The following is a 15764-nucleotide window of genomic DNA, read 5'->3' as shown; positions in this document are numbered from 1 at the left end:
GCGCCAGTCACCTACAGCGCCTGCGGCGGCCACTATGCCTCAAAAACAGGGTAACCAACATGTCAGTAGAGCAAATTCCTACGCGTCAGTGAGCTTGGTTCACTTTCGGTTTCAACTTGGAATCCGGCCGGGCCACGGCGTACATCGCCCAGCTGATCTCGTGGATCAACCCGAAGCGGTCGTCGCCCACCTGATACAGGTCGAAGTGCGTACGGCCAGGAATAAAGCGGAACTCAGAATGCGCGCCCAACCCGTCGAGCACCGCCTTCAGACGATGCGCCGCACCATCCAGGTAGAACGTATCGGCGGTACCGACAAACAGATGGATCTTGCCGTCGAGATCCGACTTCAGCGTGGGCCAGTTCGCCTGCAAGCGGTGGGCGATGTCGTAGTGATCATGCCAGTAGGCGACGACCTGCGGATCGACATCGCCGGTATCGCGATCGAACATCGGCTCCGGCCGACCATCCTTGCCGCGTGGCGAGAACACCCATTCGAACGACGCCATCTGTCCGCCGTAAGGACCCAGCACGCGCTCCATCTTGGCGAACTGCTCGAAGGTCGCAATCACCTTGCCCTTGTCGCGCACCAGCGGGTACGGCGTGCCATCCGGCTTGCGGTACACGTTGGCGTGCGCCGCATACAGATCAGGACCGGTGAAGTCGTGGAAATCGCTCGGATCGGGCGACGTCGACCACGTACCGCCGAAGATGCCGGGATAACGCGTCTGCAACCACAGCGTCGCCCAACCGCCGGACGAGTGACCGTTGAGGAAACGGCCATGCACGTTCGCGTCCATGTGGTACTTCGATTCCAGATACGGAATCAGCTCCGTGGTCAGCGCTTGCCCCCACGGTCCGTTGTTCACGGAGTCGGCGAATTCGTGCGTGCCGGTTGCGCTGGATTCGTCGAGAAACACCCAGATCATCGGCGGCATTTCACCGCTGGCCATGCCTGCTTGCACATACGCCATGGGACGCACCAGCCGGTCGTAATTGCCGCCGAATCCGTGCGTGTAATACACCGTGGGATAGCGCGTGCTCGACGACGGATCGTAACCGGGTGGCAGCACCACATGCGCAAGCATATGAATCGGGCGTCCCCAGAATTGCGTCAATGACGGACTGACGAAATCGACCGACGGCGATTGCTTATGCAATGTTTCGGCCGCGTCGCGCAACGGCTTGGGTATGGAGCCGGGCAAGGTCCACGGGTCATGCGCAGGCACGGTCGTGTCGAGCGTCAGCGTCGGAATATCGGTATCGGGCAAATGCACCGACACCACCTTGCTCACGATATCGCCGGTATCGCGTCCCACGTAGTTGTAGTTGCGATGCACGTCCAACACCGCCTGCACCACGTAATCGCCGGGAGGAAGTTTGGACCAGGCATCGGGAAACGCTTGGCCATCCGCATCGATATCGATGATCTGACCAGGAACGAGGCGATCGATATCGCGCGCGGCGATCGCCGTTTGCGTAGGAAAGAAAGGATTGGTGTCGACTTCCGTCACCGCGCCGTTTTCCGCGCCGGCCTTGGCGGCATTGGCTTCTTCCGCAAACAACAACAATCGGCCCGATACGGGTTGCGCTTCATCGCCGCCCAACTGCACGTGAAAGAAGCGGTGCGTAGGAACGGTTTGCGCCTGTTCGCGCGCATAGGTGTAAACCCCTGCGAACAAGCTCAGGCCGAGTACTGCACTCAGAACAAGCTGACGTGAACGCATCGATATCTCCCCACATAAATGACAGTTGCGTCAATCGCGATATTCGATCGGGGCGCATCGCCCCGACACACGTTATTAGTCTGCTTTGGCTTCGGCCTTGACCGGCGTCAATCGCAGATCCTGGAAATCGAAGCTGAAATCCGTCAACGGCGAAACCGGCTGCATGCGCATTTCGCGGATATCGCCGTCCACATCGAGCGCAAAGTTAACGAAGGCGTCCGCGTTCAACGCGCGGTCGTCCCAGCGCACGACAAACGTGTCGTGTTGCCACGGCGTCATCGTGCCGATCAGCTGCTTGGTTTTGCTGAAGCGCAAACGCAACTTGCCACCTTCGTCGCTGATCACGATATCGCCGTACCACGGATCGCGATACGTGCCGGCGTAGTTGAGCAGCGGCAACGAAGGCTTGCTGTTGACGTTGCGCGAAGCCTCGTGTTTCTTCCAGCTATCGTCCGCATTGCCTTGCGCGTGCTTGACGAGTTTGTCGTACACCGCCACCCAGTCGGTCTTTGCGTTGCCGTTGATATACGCATCCAGCACACGATACGTTACCGCGTTGAACGCTGCGCCCGATTCCTGATTGGTAAGCACCACCACGCCCAGCTTCAAACCCGGCACCAGCGTTACGCGCGACACCATGCCCGGCCAACCGCCGGTGTGCCACACCAGTTTTTGTCCGTGATAGTCGCTGAGGAACCAGCCTTCGCCGTAACCGGAGAAGTTCGGCATCACGGATTGCAATTCGGGAATCGGCGGCTTGCTCACCGGAATCGGCGTAAGCATCGTCCACATCTGATTTTGACTATCCTGCGAGAACAAGCGACTCGGCTTGCCATCCGCATCGGCCGTCGGCAATTCACCGCCGGCCAGTTGCACGTTCATCCACTTGGCCAAGTCGTGCACGCTGGCATAAATACCACCTGCTCCCGGATCGTTAAGCCATGCCATCGGCGGTACGGGCTTCAAATTCTTGAAGTCGAACAGCGCATGGCCCATCGCATAGTCCATGCCGGGCTTGAGATACGTCATGTCGACCAGCGATTCGTTCATGCCAACCGGCTTGAAAATATGATCGCGAAGGTAATCGGCGTAACTCTGCCCCGATGCCTTTTCGATAATCAACGTCGCCACGGCGAACAAAATATTGTCGTACGCGTAGTGACTGCGGAAACCGTTCGTAAGCGGCACATTGGCCAGACGTTCCACCACATCTTTGGTGCTATAGCTGGTCGGCGGCCAATACAACAAATCGCCCGCGCCCAGACTCAAGCCGCTGCGATGCGCGAGCAAATCGCGTACGCGCATTTCGTGCGTGACGTACGGATCGGACATCTGGAACCACGGTAGATAGTCGGTGACGCGACCGTCCATGTCCACCTTACCCTGCTCCGCCAGCATCTGCAGTGCGGCGGCGCTAAACGCTTTGGTATTTGAGGCGATCGCAAACAACGTGTGCGCGTCGACCTTGTCCGGCTTGCCGGATTCGCGCACACCGAACCCTTCTTCCATCACCACCTTGCCGTCCTTCACGATGGCGACGGCGATGCCAGGAACGTTGAAGGTTTTGCGCGCGTTATCGACATACGCGCCGAAATCGCCAAGCGACGGCGGCAACCCGGGCTGCGCGATTTGCTGCGCTGCATCTTCCGGCGATGTGGGCGCGCCGAACACGGGCGACGCCTGGAATGCCGACGCGAACGCCAGCGCAGCGCAGCACCCAGTCAGGCGCAAGGACAAGGTCGGAAGAGGCATATCGGCTCCGCAAGAAAACAAAGCCGCAGTCTAGCGGGACTGTTCCGATTCGGCTGCTCGCCAGAAGTCACCCATCTCGATGCTTGACGATGCGAGGCAGGCTTGCCCTGCCCCGCATCAGGTTCGATTACGAGCCTTTTTTCGCATCCGCGTGATGCGCGTCCAGCCACGGCGCCAAGGACACCGTCCAAATATTGTCGCCGCCGTTATCCCAGCTTTCCATGCGCGCCAGTGTCGCCTTGGCCTGCTCGGGGGACAGCGGATACGTCACATCCGAGCGCCGATCGCTGGTGTAGTAAAGCGTGCGACGGTCAGGCCCGATATGCGCGCCCCATTGGCTCCACTTGCCCGGCTTGCCGTTGATCGCTTCGCCCAGATCGATGGGTTTGCCCCAGCGATCGCCCTCGCGAAACGCGATGTAGAAATCACCCATGCCGCCAGCTTTGGGATCGGCCGAATTGAACACCATAAACGATTGATCCGGCGCAATAGCCGGATCGTGCGTCGTGGCCGACGGGTCGCCCACTGCAACCATCGCCTGCGGCTGATACGCGCCTTGCGCATACGACGAACTGTAGATGTGGAAGACGTTGTTCGCATCGGGATGGATGAAATACAAACTGCCATCCGCCGCGATGCTCGGCGCATACGTGCGGTCGCTGGCGTTGACGGTTTCGGGCAGATGCACTGGCTCGCCCCAGCCATTGCCTTTGCGATCCACGCGCCACAAATTTCCGCCGCGCGCGGGATAGAAGATGCCCTTTACGGTGACGCCCAGCGCATCGGCGCCCGGCTTGATCGGGCGGTTGGACACGAACACGAGATACGAACCGTCGGGCGAAATCGTGGGATCGTGATCGAGCCATTGCCCGGAGAACGGCGCGATGTCCGGTTTCGACCACGCGCCATGCACGCGATGCGACACCAGGATCATGTTGCCGACATCGAAATACACGGTATTTCCATCGGGCGTAAATGCGGGGCACGCTTCGCCGGCGGGCCCTGAAATCACGCCCGGCGCAAAAATCTCGGGCGCGCGGGTTGACGTATCTGCTGCAAACAACGAACCGGTCGCGGCACATAGGCCGACCGCTACCGTCCACCATAAAGGCTTGCGGACCATGTCGCTTCATTCCTGCAGGATTGGGGTGAGCGCTGTATATCCTTCGCTCCGAACCGCTGCATGTCCTTAAAGTCACTCCCTGCATGCTGCGCTGAACCATTGCATGCGAGGCACGCCGTCGCGCAACGCACTACACTGCGCGTATCGCCAACAAGGAGTCCGCGGTGTCTTTGTCTCGTTTCGTTCCTCTGGTACTGATCGCTGGATTGATCGGCGCGATCGTTTTCTGGAACCGGCACGCACCGCCGCCGCCCGACATGGTGTCGAACGGCAACGTGACGCTTCGCGCCACCGGTAACGAGAATTGCCCCGCCGCGCATACCAACTTACCGGCGTTTATGCCCGCCGAAGCCTGCGTCACCTTGACGGCTATTCTGCAAAACGGACCGTTCCCCTACAGCCAGGACGGCGTCGTATTCGGCAATTACGAAGGTCTGCTGCCGCAACAACCGCGTGGCTATTACCACGAATACACGGTGCCAACGCCTGGCGCGCAGAACCGCGGCACGCGGCGCATCATCACCGGCGGCACACCACCGGCAATCTTCTATTACACCGGCGATCACTACCGCAGCTTCCAAACGTTTCAGGTGAATCGATGAGCGCGGAAGGCGCGCTCGATCTCACGCATGCCAACGACGGCGGCGTGTATTTTGTCGATGCCGCCGATTTCGACGCCTTGGCGGCCGCCGCGGAAGAAGGTCACTTATATGTATGCCGCGCCGACCTTGCCGAATGCCACGACAAAGTCGAACTGCTGCGCCGCCTCGCCACCGCGCTCAAGCTGCCGGCCGGTTTCGGCCAGAATTGGGATGCCTTGGTCGATACGCTGCGCGATCTGGGATGGTTGCAAGGGACGGGGCACGTGCTGCTGCTCGATCACGCCAACGATCTGCGCCAAGCCGCAGCGAAAGATTTCGATACGCTGCTTGGCATTCTTCATGAATCGGCCAACTTCGCCATCGGCGAGAATCGGCCGTTCTTCGCATTTCTCAGTCTGCCCAAACATCCTATGGCGATGCCCTCGCCACGCCACTCATGACCCATCACATCGATTTCGAACTCGACCGCGACTACGTCGAACTCAACCAGCTGCTTAAATTGACGGGGCTGTGCGACAGCGGCGGCCAGGGAAAAATGATCGTCGCCAGCGGCGCGGTTTACGTCGACGGCGAACAGGAACTTCGCAAAACCTGCAAGATTCACGCGGGCCAGCGGGTTCAGCTCGACGATATCGAAATTCACGTGGTAGCGGCCGAATAAATCAATGATTTAGCGCATCGGTGACCGCCGCGTAACCGTATAGACCTCGTCAGCGAATACCAGACAGATTCTTACGGAGACATGCCATGCAAACCCGTCGTTTCGCCACGCTGTCCGCCCTTATCGGGTTAACCGCTTGCACGGCTGCCGCGAGCAACGCGCCCGTGCCGGACCCCACGCTCGATACGCCCAAAACGACGGCGCACGGCACCGAAACCGCCGTGCTGGCAGGGGGCTGTTTCTGGGGCATGCAGGCGGTGTTCGAACATGTGCACGGGGTACGCAACGTGTTGGCCGGATACAGTGGCGGCGACGCCGGCACGGCGCATTACGATCAGGTAAGCGACGGCAATACCGGGCACGCCGAATCGATTCAAGTGCAGTTCGATCCCGCCGTCGTCAGCTACGGTCAATTGCTCAAGATCTATTTCGCTGTCGCCCACGATCCCACCACGCTCAATCGCCAGGGACCGGATGCGGGCACGCAGTACCGCTCGGAAATCTTTTATGCGACCCCTGAGCAGGAAAAAATCGCCGAGTCATACATCGCACAACTCAATGCAAGCAAGGTGTTCGACAACACCATCGTGACCCTGGTGCAACCGCTGAAAGGCTTCTATCCCGCCGAGCGCTACCACCAGGATTACGCGCGCAACCATCCCAACGATCCGTACATCATGATCAACGATGCGCCGAAAGTTGCGCAGTTGAGGAAGACGTTTCCCGATATGTATCAGCGCGAACAGGTACTGGTGGAAGTGAAGCTTTGAGCTTCATGTACGCCTAAATATTTGCCATGCCTCAGCGTCATTCCGGCGAAGGCCGGAATCCAGTACAAATACGCTGTGCGAAGCACTCAATACAAAATATGCTGAGTCCTTCGGACGCATTTTTTACTGGATTCCGGCCTTCGCCGGAATGACGGCGAGGCGAGACTAAACGCGCCGTTATTTCGGCGGAACCAGCCGCAACCGCGACGGCTCATGTCTCGGATTGGGCGACAGCATCCGCTCGATCTCTACCGGCGGCAAACCGCGCGCGTAGAAATAGCCCTGTCCTTCCGTACAACCGGCGCGCAGAAGGAATTCGTGCTGCGCAGCGGTTTCGATACCTTCGGCAATCGTGCACATGCCCAAGCTCTTGGCGATCGCCAGCATGGCTTCGACAATCGCCACGTCGTTCGCACTGTCGGGTAGATCCGTGACGAACGAACGGTCGATCTTGAGGTAGTCGATGCCCGAAAGCTTCAGATACGCGAGCGAGGAATAACCCGTACCGAAATCGTCGATGGCGATGCCGATGCCGAGCGCGTGTAACGCGTGCATGGTCTGCTCGGTGGCTTCGCCCAAACGCAGAATCGCGCTTTCAGTGATTTCGAACAGCAACCGCTTCGGCGAAATCTGCGTGGCCTGCAAGGCCTGCTTCACGCTTTCGATAAAGCCTGGGTGTCCAAACGTACCTGCGGACGCATTGATCGCCACGCGCACGGGCGGCAATTTCATCTGATCCCACTGACGAATCTGCGCGCAAACCGCGCGCATGGTCCAAGCGTCGATCCGACGGATCAGACCCAGACTTTCCGCCAGCGGAATAAATTCATCCGGCATCAATTCGCCGCGTTCCGGATGGCGCCAGCGCAGCAGCGCTTCCACCGCGACGATCTTGCCAGTACGCAATTCCACGCTGGGCTGGAACACCAGGTGGAATTCGTCGCGTATCAATGCCTGCCGCAAATCGGCGCCGAGCATCAGGCGCATGCGCGCGTCGGCGTGCATCAGCGGCGTGTAGAAGCGATACGCGTTGCGTTCCTGCGTCTTGGCGGCGTACATCGCCGCGTCCGCGTTGGCGATCAGCGTGACGGCATCGCTGCCGTCCAAGGGATAGCCGGCAATGCCGATGCTCGCGCTCATCACGATTTCGTAATCGCCGATCAGCATCGGTTCCGACAGGCTCAGCAACAAACGACTGGCGAATTGCGCCGCCTGCTCGCGCGTGCGCAAACCGCCGAGCAATACAGTGAATTCATCGCCGCCAATACGACTGGCCACATCGTTTTCGCCCAATTCGCGGCGAATGCGTTGCGCCACTTTCACCAACAGGCGATCGCCGATGGCGTGGCTGTAGCTGTCGTTGACGGCCTTGAACGCATCCAGATCCACAAACAACACCGCTGCCGCACCGCTCATGCGCGCAGCCGCTTCGATGGCGTGCGAGCAATGGCGCTGGAATTCGCTGCGGTTGGCCAATCCCGTCAAGGGATCGTGCGCCACCATGTATTCCAGCCGCTGACGATCCGCCTTGCTGCGTGTGATATCGGTGATTACCGCGACGTAGTGCTGCACCACGCCTTCGGCATTGCGGATGGCGCTGATGCTGAGCAATTCGGGATACGACGAACCGTCCGAACGCCAGCTCTGCACCTCACCCACCCAGTTGCCGCCTTCGGCGACCATTTCCCAGATCGACGCCGGCAACGGCGCGCCATCGGCGAGGCGACGCAATTCGTCGAAGCGGTGATGTTGCAGATATGGCAGCGTATAGCCGGTGATGCGCGTATGCGCGGCATTGACGGTGGTCACACGTCGCTCCGCGTCGGCGATGATCACGCCTTCGGCCACGCTCGCCAGCGCTTCCGCAGCGATGCGGCGTTCTTGCTCCATCGTCACGCGATCGGAAATATCGCGCATGATCGCCTGGCGCACCGGTTGTGCCCCCCAGGTCGTCAGACTGCTATGCGTTTCGACCGTGCGGACCAAGCCGTTGACCGCGCGCAGCAAACCGATGGTCGACGATCCCGCGGAACGCGTACTGCCTTCCATAAAAAGATCATGGAAGTTCATGCCGATCAATTCTTGCGAATCGCGTCCGGTCCAAAGCGTGGTCGTTCGATTCACCCCGAGGATGCGGCCATGCACCTCATCCACCATCACGATGCCGTCGGCCGCACTGTCGAACAGCAAGCGATAACGCTCTTCGGTGCCGCGAATGCCCGCTAAAATGCGCTGCGCCATGCGCATCCACAACAGGGAGGCCGCCAACGCGGTTCCCAACACACTGATGAAAAGCACCTTGCCCAGCCACGCGGCGCCTAAGGCGATCTGCAACGAAAAGTCGTCGCTGCGCGGCTGGATGAAATTGTTGAGGGTATCGATTCGATTGCGCTGCCGGGAAATTTCTTCCGGCGTGGGTGTGCCCTGCGCATAGGTTTGCTGCAACTGGTCGGCAATGCCGTTGAGTTGTTCCAGGGCCACATCGACCGAACGCCAGTCGGTCAACGCCTGTCCCACATACGGCGCCTGAGCGAAATCGTCGAGGATAAAAATCATGCCCGGGATCGCGGCAGGGATCACCCCGCCCCGCCGGAACGCCTCGCCTACGGCGTGCTTGTCGTAATGGCCGCTGGCGATGGCGTCGCGCGCCCAGCGGTCCGTACGGATGACCTCGGCATGTTGCCTGAAGCTTTCCAGCCGACTCCCGTCACCCGTACGGGCATACGCGGTCAGGTCGATAACGGCCTGCTTTTGCGATTTCGACCAAAGGCTTTCGCCATTCAAAAAACCTGCAAGTGTTACCTGGACCTGGAGCGCCCCCCAGGTCAGGCATAAAACCAGGCCAACGACCGCCGCCAAGCCGTATGCCAGCGGCATAAGACGTTGTGACAGCGGTCGTTGCTGAGCATTACGGGCGGTACGCATTGTGCCCCTATCTTAGAGCCTGTCATCTACAGTTCGAACCAAACTGCTGACTTTGCTTGATATGTATCGCCCCCCTGTGGCTTAACTTAAGCCTTAAGCAGCCACCTCACTGGCCACCGCATTGGCTACCCACGGGTCGCGACGCACATCCAGACACCGGTCCAGAGTAATCCGCATACTTAGATAACTGCGTTTCACGCATTCTTGCAAATACGCCACTTCATCCGGTCGGGGTGAAGTGCCCACCAAGGTGCATACGATCTCCAGCGCCTCCCATGGATGAGTATCGTCATAGGCGGCGTGAAGTTGGAGCCAACGCAACGACCCGGCCCGGATGGCCTTGGGGAAGCTTTCCGTATAGGTGGCACTGTCGAACACCCATTGCGACCATTCCCCCGTCGCTCCTTCCACCGCGTAATTGGTGGCGAGCATGCCGGCGGCCAGCGGTGCGCTACGGCTTACTTCTTCGCACCAGTTGGCCAGCGCATCCGTTCCGTACGGCGTGGTTCCGTTCAAAACCTCGTCTTGCGCAACCCCTGCCCCTTCGGCCCAGTTGAGCCAGTATTCGGCGTGATTTTGCTCCACTCGAATGTTGCGTACCAGCCAGCGGCGGGCCATGTTTTCGCCGTGGCTGCGGCCATATCGGGTCTTCAGCAGGTTGTGCGCCATATAGCCCGGAAAGCGCTCGATGACGGGCCATACGCCCACCATAAAGTCGCGGGTGCCGGTGGCATCCAGGCGGTTATCGCGCATCAATGTCCAGACGTCGTGTCGGACGACTTCCTGTTTGGTCGCCTCGCAGGCAATGACCAGGTCTTGCGCCCAATGCGGGTAGCTGGACAGTTCGGTCAGCGGGCCGGTGCGTTCGAATTGAGAGTACATACGTGATTCTCCACTAGCTAGATTGAGGGTAATTCGGCGGTGATCAGCGCCGATGCCGAGGCCTCGAGCGGCCCCAGCCCCAACATAGTGGGCGTCTCTCTCGGTGGTTGCGACCCTCGTTTTCCTTAGGGATAGCGACGTTATGTCTCGTCGAGGGCTAAAGCCCGCCATTTCGCCATGCGGGCTACCTCGCACCCTGAATCGTTAAAAACGGCAACCGCCATTCCAAGCGGAATAACGGGGCGCCCCGACATAAGCCAAGCATCGACAACCGCGGGCATGCCATGGCCGCATGCCCGCGATCGATCGTTTACTTAGTGCTTGCCTTTGCCCTGCTTGTCCGTACCCGGGGCGAACGACACGCCGCGCAGTACTTCGCCGAACTTGGCCGAGCGCAAGGTAACGAATTGCTCGTTCGCTGCGCCGGCAGCCGTGGTGTTCGACAACTCATCGCGAATCGCCACCAGCTTGTTGGGATCGGCGCCGGTATCGCCGTTGCCGCTGATGGTGGAGGTGACCGCCCAGATGGTGACCTTGCCGTCTTCATCGACGCGACCCGTAATCTGGCGCAAACCATCGGTCGCCGGCGACCACGGCAAGTTCGTCGCGACGTTATTGCCAGTCGGATAGTTGCGCACGGTGTACGCCTGACCCAGGTTCAATCCCGCTTGCAGCGTATAGGCCAGCGACCAAGTTTGCGTCGTTTTGTTGAACACCCATTTCTGCAAACCGGCGGTGGTCTGTGCGGCAGCATGCGTGTACAGATCCGTGCCGCCGGCATAACCATCGCCTTCATCCGCCACATAGACGGTATTCGCGTCCGCGAACCAGATCGCAAACGGATACGCGAGCGTTTTGGCCGTCTTGTTCGGCGTGCTCGGGAAACCGGAGAGGATGCACATGTTGGTCGGCAAACCGCTGGTCTGCAGCGTCGCCGCGTTATACGACAAGGCAGACGTCGGCAGCGCCGCGCCCGCCGCCGGCACGCCCACACCATTCGTACACGCCTTGCCGGTCGTGTCGACGAAATACACGGTGTTGACGCCGTTGCCGCCGCTGCCCTTGGTGAGGTACAGCACGTTGTTGAACACCGTCATACCGCGGAAATTATCGTCTTTGCCGATTTTGTCGGCCTTCGCACCGAGCGCGGTGATGGAGAAGCTCGCGAGCGGCGTGGGTGTCGTCGGATTCTGCAACGCTTCCGGCAACGTCGACGGCACGATGTATTGCGTACCTGCGCCAAGCACTACGCCGTCAGGCTGCGGATTACTGCCATTGCCGGCGTTGCCCGCGGTGTAGAACACATTTGCGCCGCCAACGTTATTGAAGATCGCAACGCGGCCGTTGTTGCCACTGTACGCATTGGTTTCGGTGAAACGAAAATGACCGTTGCGATCCACCAACGCGACGGCGCGATACGCGACGTTGCCGTCGGGGTTGGTGTTGTCCACCACCAGCGGCGTGTTGGCGTTGGATACGTCGATCGCGTTGACCGGCGCGACATAACCCATAAACGAGAGATAGCGGCCATCCAGCGACAGATGCAGACCGAGTTCCGATTTCGAGCTGAAGCTCGTCACCAACTCGCCTTCGTGCGCCGTCGGACGCATGCTGTTGGGAACTTCCAGCGTGTCGATCAACCAACCGTTCGGCGTGATCTGATCCAGGTAGATGCGTGACGTGATGCCGAAGCTTGCGTCGTAGATATCGTTGTTCCACACATAGGGATACGTGCCGTCGTACGGCGCACCCGTGGCGTCGCCGCATGCGCCGCTGGCCGCGGGACAATTCGGCGGCAACACCTGGCCCACCTGCACATTGCTGGCGTTGTTGTCGTACACGCTACGACTGACGACCAAGTTGCCTGGCCAGAAATGAAAATCGCGGCCATGCGAATCATCGTCGGCATACGCGGCGACGCCGGCTGCCAAAGCGGTGAGAGCAAGCGTTGCGACGATGTACTTGCGGCGAATGCGAAAGCGGGAACGGTTGGTCATCATGATCTCCGGTTGGGTGGGATGGCGGAGCAACTGCGCACAACCCGTCCACGGTAATCACGACAAATGAAGACTTTTTGACAGCGATGCGTAAGGCGTCGATATGTAATTAGGGCCTGTTCACACTATTTGCGTAGCCCGCGTTGCCGTTGAGTGGCCGACAGGTGGTAGTGCGAGGTGCCGGCTTGACGGCTGTCAAGCCAAGCCGCGCGCTGCCGCATGGCGGCCACTCAATGGCAACCCGAAGGGCAGGGTCTGTTTGCCCGCCATCCGGCGTCATCGCTCAGTCGTGTACGGACGTACACTCCCTCGCTCTTCCTTGGCTGGCGTGCAAACAGCTCCCGGCGCGGGCTACGCAAATAGTGTGAACAGGCCCTAATACGTGAAGACAATCACGAACGACCGCGACTTATTACGACGATGACAAATGCGTAAACCCGTCCGCGCTCCACGCTTCGCTTCCCACGCCGTGATGCACAAAGAACAATCCTTCCGGATCGTATTTCCGCTTCACCGCCGCAAGCTTCGGATAATTCGTTCCCCAAAAGGCGGTCTGCCAATCGCGTTGGAAATAATTGCTTTCCGAAACATAGGCGCCGGCATCGGGAGCCGATTTCAATAGCGCGGCCATGGCGCGGTCGATGGACGCCGCCTCGTCGCGCCCATGCGCCAGATCAGGCCCAGGACCAGGCATCCCTGCATAAGCAGGAGGACCATTGCCGGCAATGATGGCGAGCGCAAACGCGTCGAGCACTTGCGGATTAGTAGCCGTATCGCGCGAGGCAGCGATAGCTTCGGCCGGCGCACCAGCGAGACCCTTATTGACATGAAACTCGACATCCCAAATGCGAGAGCACGCAAAGATCGATTCCGCGAATGACGCCTGCCGGTCTTGGCGCAGCAACGAGGCAGGCAACCACGCGGATTGGAAGCCGTGAATAAACCAACCCACCTGCCCCTGATCGCCCGCCCATAACACATGGTTGCGTGGCGCACCTTCTCGATCGTCGTCGACCATCACGCCCGGAAAATGTTGGCGAGCGAAATCGGCATCCCAAAAATGCTGCGCAGGCACTGCCACCACCAGCATGGGCTTGGCAAGGGCGTATTCCGGTTGCGCATGGACCCAATCGAGAAACGGCTGCCATATCGTTTGCGCCTGTTGTTGCGTCAATCCCTGAAACACCATGGAAATGCGCAACACGTTGTCGCCGCGAAAAGCGATTTGCTCGCCCCAATGCGGATTGAACAAATCGCTTTGATAGAAGCTCACGATCTTCGCGATAAGCGCGCGATACGCATCGTCCGACGCAGCTTTGATTTCGCCGAACACGGCGCCGAAAAACTCCGGCAATGCATGCGTGCGTAGCGTCAAGCGCGTCACTACGCCGAGACTGCCGCCACCGCCGCCCTTGATGCCCCAGAACAGATCCGGATTCGTGCACGCATTGGCGATGCGAGCCACGCCGTCGGCCGTAACAATCTCGGCTTCGATCAATCCGGACGCCGCCGTGCCGAAATTTTTGGAGAAGCTGCCGAAGCCGCCGCTCTGGATCAACCCGGCCACGCCGACCGTGGTGCATCCGCCGCCTTGCACATAGCGACCGCCATGCGTGGTGACCGCGTCGTACGCGTCGATCCACATCGCGCCCGATTGTACGCTTACCGCCGGCTGTGGCGGATGCATGCCCTCGCAACCGTGCGCCACGAACGCATCATGCAGCGTTACCGCATTCATATGCCGCGTCCACACCAGCAAGGAATCGGGCGCATCCGAGGTGCCCTGATAACTATGACCACCGCCTTTCACCACCAGACGCAAATGATGCTCGCGCGCAAAATTAACGGCCGCAACAACATCCGCCGTGTTTTGCGCCACCACGGCATAAACGCTCGGCTGCGACCGCCACGCGTCGACCCAACCGCTGGTCTGGGTCAGCGCGGGCTGATCGCCGATATAGAACGGATTCTTGATGTGCTTGAGCGCTTCGGCACACGCGGCATCGGAGGCCGAGCAATGCGCAAACGGCGACTGCAATGCCTGCAACCGGCCACCGACGGAGTGGTTCAGCTCGCCCCACTGCGCGGGCGTTGGCCAACCCGGTTGTCCGGGTCGCACGCGTGAGCGAAACAGACGGGAAACTTTCTTACCGGTAGCGGCCCACGCCGAGCCGAGCCCGCCGGTCATCATGCCCGGCAGAAACGGAATCGCCAATGCCGCCTTCAAAAGCTCTCGCCTGTTCATGATCGAACTCCGTATCGGGATGTTGACCATCGTGGCGTTTCGCGTCCCCGGCGCCATCGTCATGGGATCGATCGCGCCGAGCGAGTGACGAACGGCAGTGCATCAGGGACGAATCGGAGCCCTCAGCTCGACCGGCCGCGCCGGATCTCGTACGCCTTCAGATGCGTGTAAGCCAATCGCAACATGGGCAACGTCAATCCCGACGCCTCGCCGCGCGCCAAAAGATCGCCAATGACGTGATCGGCTTCCACCGCACCGCCCTGCTCCAGATCGCGCATCATCGAAGCGCTCAAGGTCGAACCGGCTTCCGTCAAACCGGCGCGGGTGCGCTCCATCACCTTCTCCGCCGGCGCGAAACCGTGCGCCTCGGCGACCCGGTAGCCATCGTCCAGCAGATCGAGCGTCGCCCGCTCGCCGCCCGGCGCGGCCACGATGTCGCCGATGGTCGCGCGCATCAAACAGGTGATGCCGGCCAGCGACGCGAGGAACACCCACTTGTTCCACATATCCTGCAGGATCGCCGTGCTCAGATGCGATTCGAATCGCGCGCTGGACATCGCTTGCGCCACCTCTGCGATGCGTTCGGAATGCGTTCCGTCGCGCTCGCCGAACGTCAAACTGTGCCATGTGCTGAGATGACGCACCACGCCTTGCGCATCCAGCGTGACAGGAATCGCGCATAAACCGCCCAGCACGCGTTCCGCGCCAAAGCGCGCGTCCAGCAAATCCAGATGCTGCATGCCGTTGAGCAACGGCAAGATGGCCGTTTGCGGGCCGACCGCCGGAGCCATGTCTTTGATGGCTTGTTCGAGGTGATACGCCTTGCAACTGAGTATCACCAAATCGAACGGCTCGCTAAGTGCTTGCGCCTGAACGGTGGACGGCGAAGCGAGCGTGACATCGCCGGTGGGACTTTTAATCACCAGCCCGTCGCGAGCCAGCGCTTCAGCGCGCGCTTTGCGAACAAGAAACGTCACGTCCCGCCCGCTCTCAAGCAGACGACCGCCGAAATAGCCGCCGATTGCGCCCGCACCCACCACCAGAATCTTCATGTTTGTATCGCCCACGCAAGAAAACACCC

At 60.2% G+C, this 15764-nt stretch carries 12 protein-coding genes; 4 read left to right on the top strand and 8 right to left on the bottom strand.

Translation table 11 applies throughout. The annotated features are described in order from the left end of the window. Positions 1-85: 85 nt before the first annotated feature. From L0U79_RS11560 to L0U79_RS11550, 3 genes are all read right to left on the bottom strand, one after another. Positions 86-1726 (bottom strand): alpha/beta hydrolase-fold protein, encoded by a 1641-nt coding sequence (locus tag L0U79_RS11560; RefSeq protein ID WP_233842429.1) that lies wholly within the window; start codon positions 1724-1726, stop codon positions 86-88. Between the two features lie 75 nt (positions 1727-1801). Next, a complete protein-coding gene (locus tag L0U79_RS11555; protein ID WP_233842428.1) occupies positions 1802-3478 on the bottom strand; it encodes a serine hydrolase in 1677 nt (558 codons plus the stop codon). A gap of 127 nt (positions 3479-3605) precedes the next feature. Next, a complete protein-coding gene (locus L0U79_RS11550) occupies positions 3606-4601 on the bottom strand; it encodes a hypothetical protein (RefSeq protein ID WP_233842427.1) in 996 nt (331 codons plus the stop codon). A gap of 164 nt (positions 4602-4765) precedes the next feature. Between L0U79_RS11550 and L0U79_RS11545 the strand changes: the two genes are divergently transcribed. The 4 genes from L0U79_RS11545 (at position 4766) to msrA (ending at position 6634) form a co-directional block, all read left to right on the top strand. Continuing rightward, positions 4766-5203, top strand: a complete 438-nt coding sequence (locus L0U79_RS11545; protein ID WP_345778431.1) for a ribonuclease domain-containing protein — start codon at positions 4766-4768, stop codon at positions 5201-5203. Next, a complete protein-coding gene (locus L0U79_RS11540; protein ID WP_233842426.1) occupies positions 5200-5643 on the top strand; it encodes a barstar family protein in 444 nt (147 codons plus the stop codon). The genes L0U79_RS11545 and L0U79_RS11540 overlap by 4 nt, the downstream gene beginning before the upstream one ends. Then, complete coding sequence (locus L0U79_RS11535; protein WP_233842425.1) at positions 5640-5864, top strand: RNA-binding S4 domain-containing protein; 225 nt, start codon at positions 5640-5642, stop codon at positions 5862-5864. The genes L0U79_RS11540 and L0U79_RS11535 overlap by 4 nt, the downstream gene beginning before the upstream one ends. 86 nt (positions 5865-5950) lie before the next feature. Then, a complete protein-coding gene (gene msrA / locus L0U79_RS11530; protein WP_233842424.1) occupies positions 5951-6634 on the top strand; it encodes a peptide-methionine (S)-S-oxide reductase MsrA in 684 nt (227 codons plus the stop codon). A gap of 177 nt (positions 6635-6811) precedes the next feature. Here the strand turns inward: msrA and L0U79_RS11525 are convergent, their stop codons facing one another. The 5 genes from L0U79_RS11525 to panE form a co-directional block, all read right to left on the bottom strand. After that, complete coding sequence (locus tag L0U79_RS11525) at positions 6812-9559, bottom strand: EAL domain-containing protein (protein ID WP_233842423.1); 2748 nt, start codon at positions 9557-9559, stop codon at positions 6812-6814. A gap of 93 nt (positions 9560-9652) precedes the next feature. Further along, on the bottom strand, positions 9653-10441 hold the full coding sequence (locus tag L0U79_RS11520) for an iron-containing redox enzyme family protein (RefSeq protein ID WP_233842422.1): 789 nt from the start codon (positions 10439-10441) through the stop codon (positions 9653-9655). 314 nt (positions 10442-10755) lie between these two features. Further along, entirely contained in the window at positions 10756-12438 is a 1683-nt protein-coding gene (locus L0U79_RS11515) for a hypothetical protein (protein ID WP_233842421.1), read from the bottom strand. 412 nt (positions 12439-12850) lie between these two features. Then, positions 12851-14683, bottom strand: coding sequence for an FAD-binding oxidoreductase (locus tag L0U79_RS11510; protein WP_233842420.1), 1833 nt, complete (start codon positions 14681-14683; stop codon positions 12851-12853). Positions 14684-14805: 122 nt separating this feature from the next. Continuing rightward, positions 14806-15735, bottom strand: coding sequence for a 2-dehydropantoate 2-reductase (gene panE / locus L0U79_RS11505; RefSeq protein WP_233842419.1), 930 nt, complete (start codon positions 15733-15735; stop codon positions 14806-14808). Positions 15736-15764 lie beyond the last annotated feature (29 nt).

Source organism: Dyella sp. 2HG41-7, assembly GCF_021390675.1.
Lineage (GTDB): Bacteria > Pseudomonadota > Gammaproteobacteria > Xanthomonadales > Rhodanobacteraceae > Dyella_B.
Note: the sequence above shows the minus strand (reverse complement) of the source record. Positions and strands in the feature narration are given on the sequence as shown.

Bases quoted from the DNA above. Each gene is read 5' to 3' on its own strand.
- panE (WP_233842419.1), bottom strand. From the start codon at position 15,735: ATGAAGATTCTGGTGGTGGGTGCGGGCGCAATCGGCGGCTATTTCGGC.
- L0U79_RS11540 (WP_233842426.1), top strand. From the start codon at position 5,200: ATGAGCGCGGAAGGCGCGCTCGATCTCACGCATGCCAACGACGGCGGC.
- L0U79_RS11525 (WP_233842423.1), bottom strand. From the start codon at position 9,559: ATGCGTACCGCCCGTAATGCTCAGCAACGACCGCTGTCACAACGTCTT.
- L0U79_RS11520 (WP_233842422.1), bottom strand. From the start codon at position 10,441: ATGTACTCTCAATTCGAACGCACCGGCCCGCTGACCGAACTGTCCAGC.
- L0U79_RS11560 (WP_233842429.1), bottom strand. From the start codon at position 1,726: ATGCGTTCACGTCAGCTTGTTCTGAGTGCAGTACTCGGCCTGAGCTTG.
- L0U79_RS11510 (WP_233842420.1), bottom strand. From the start codon at position 14,683: ATGAACAGGCGAGAGCTTTTGAAGGCGGCATTGGCGATTCCGTTTCTG.
- L0U79_RS11535 (WP_233842425.1), top strand. From the start codon at position 5,640: ATGACCCATCACATCGATTTCGAACTCGACCGCGACTACGTCGAACTC.
- L0U79_RS11555 (WP_233842428.1), bottom strand. From the start codon at position 3,478: ATGCCTCTTCCGACCTTGTCCTTGCGCCTGACTGGGTGCTGCGCTGCG.
- L0U79_RS11515 (WP_233842421.1), bottom strand. From the start codon at position 12,438: ATGACCAACCGTTCCCGCTTTCGCATTCGCCGCAAGTACATCGTCGCA.
- msrA (WP_233842424.1), top strand. From the start codon at position 5,951: ATGCAAACCCGTCGTTTCGCCACGCTGTCCGCCCTTATCGGGTTAACC.
- L0U79_RS11550 (WP_233842427.1), bottom strand. From the start codon at position 4,601: ATGGTCCGCAAGCCTTTATGGTGGACGGTAGCGGTCGGCCTATGTGCC.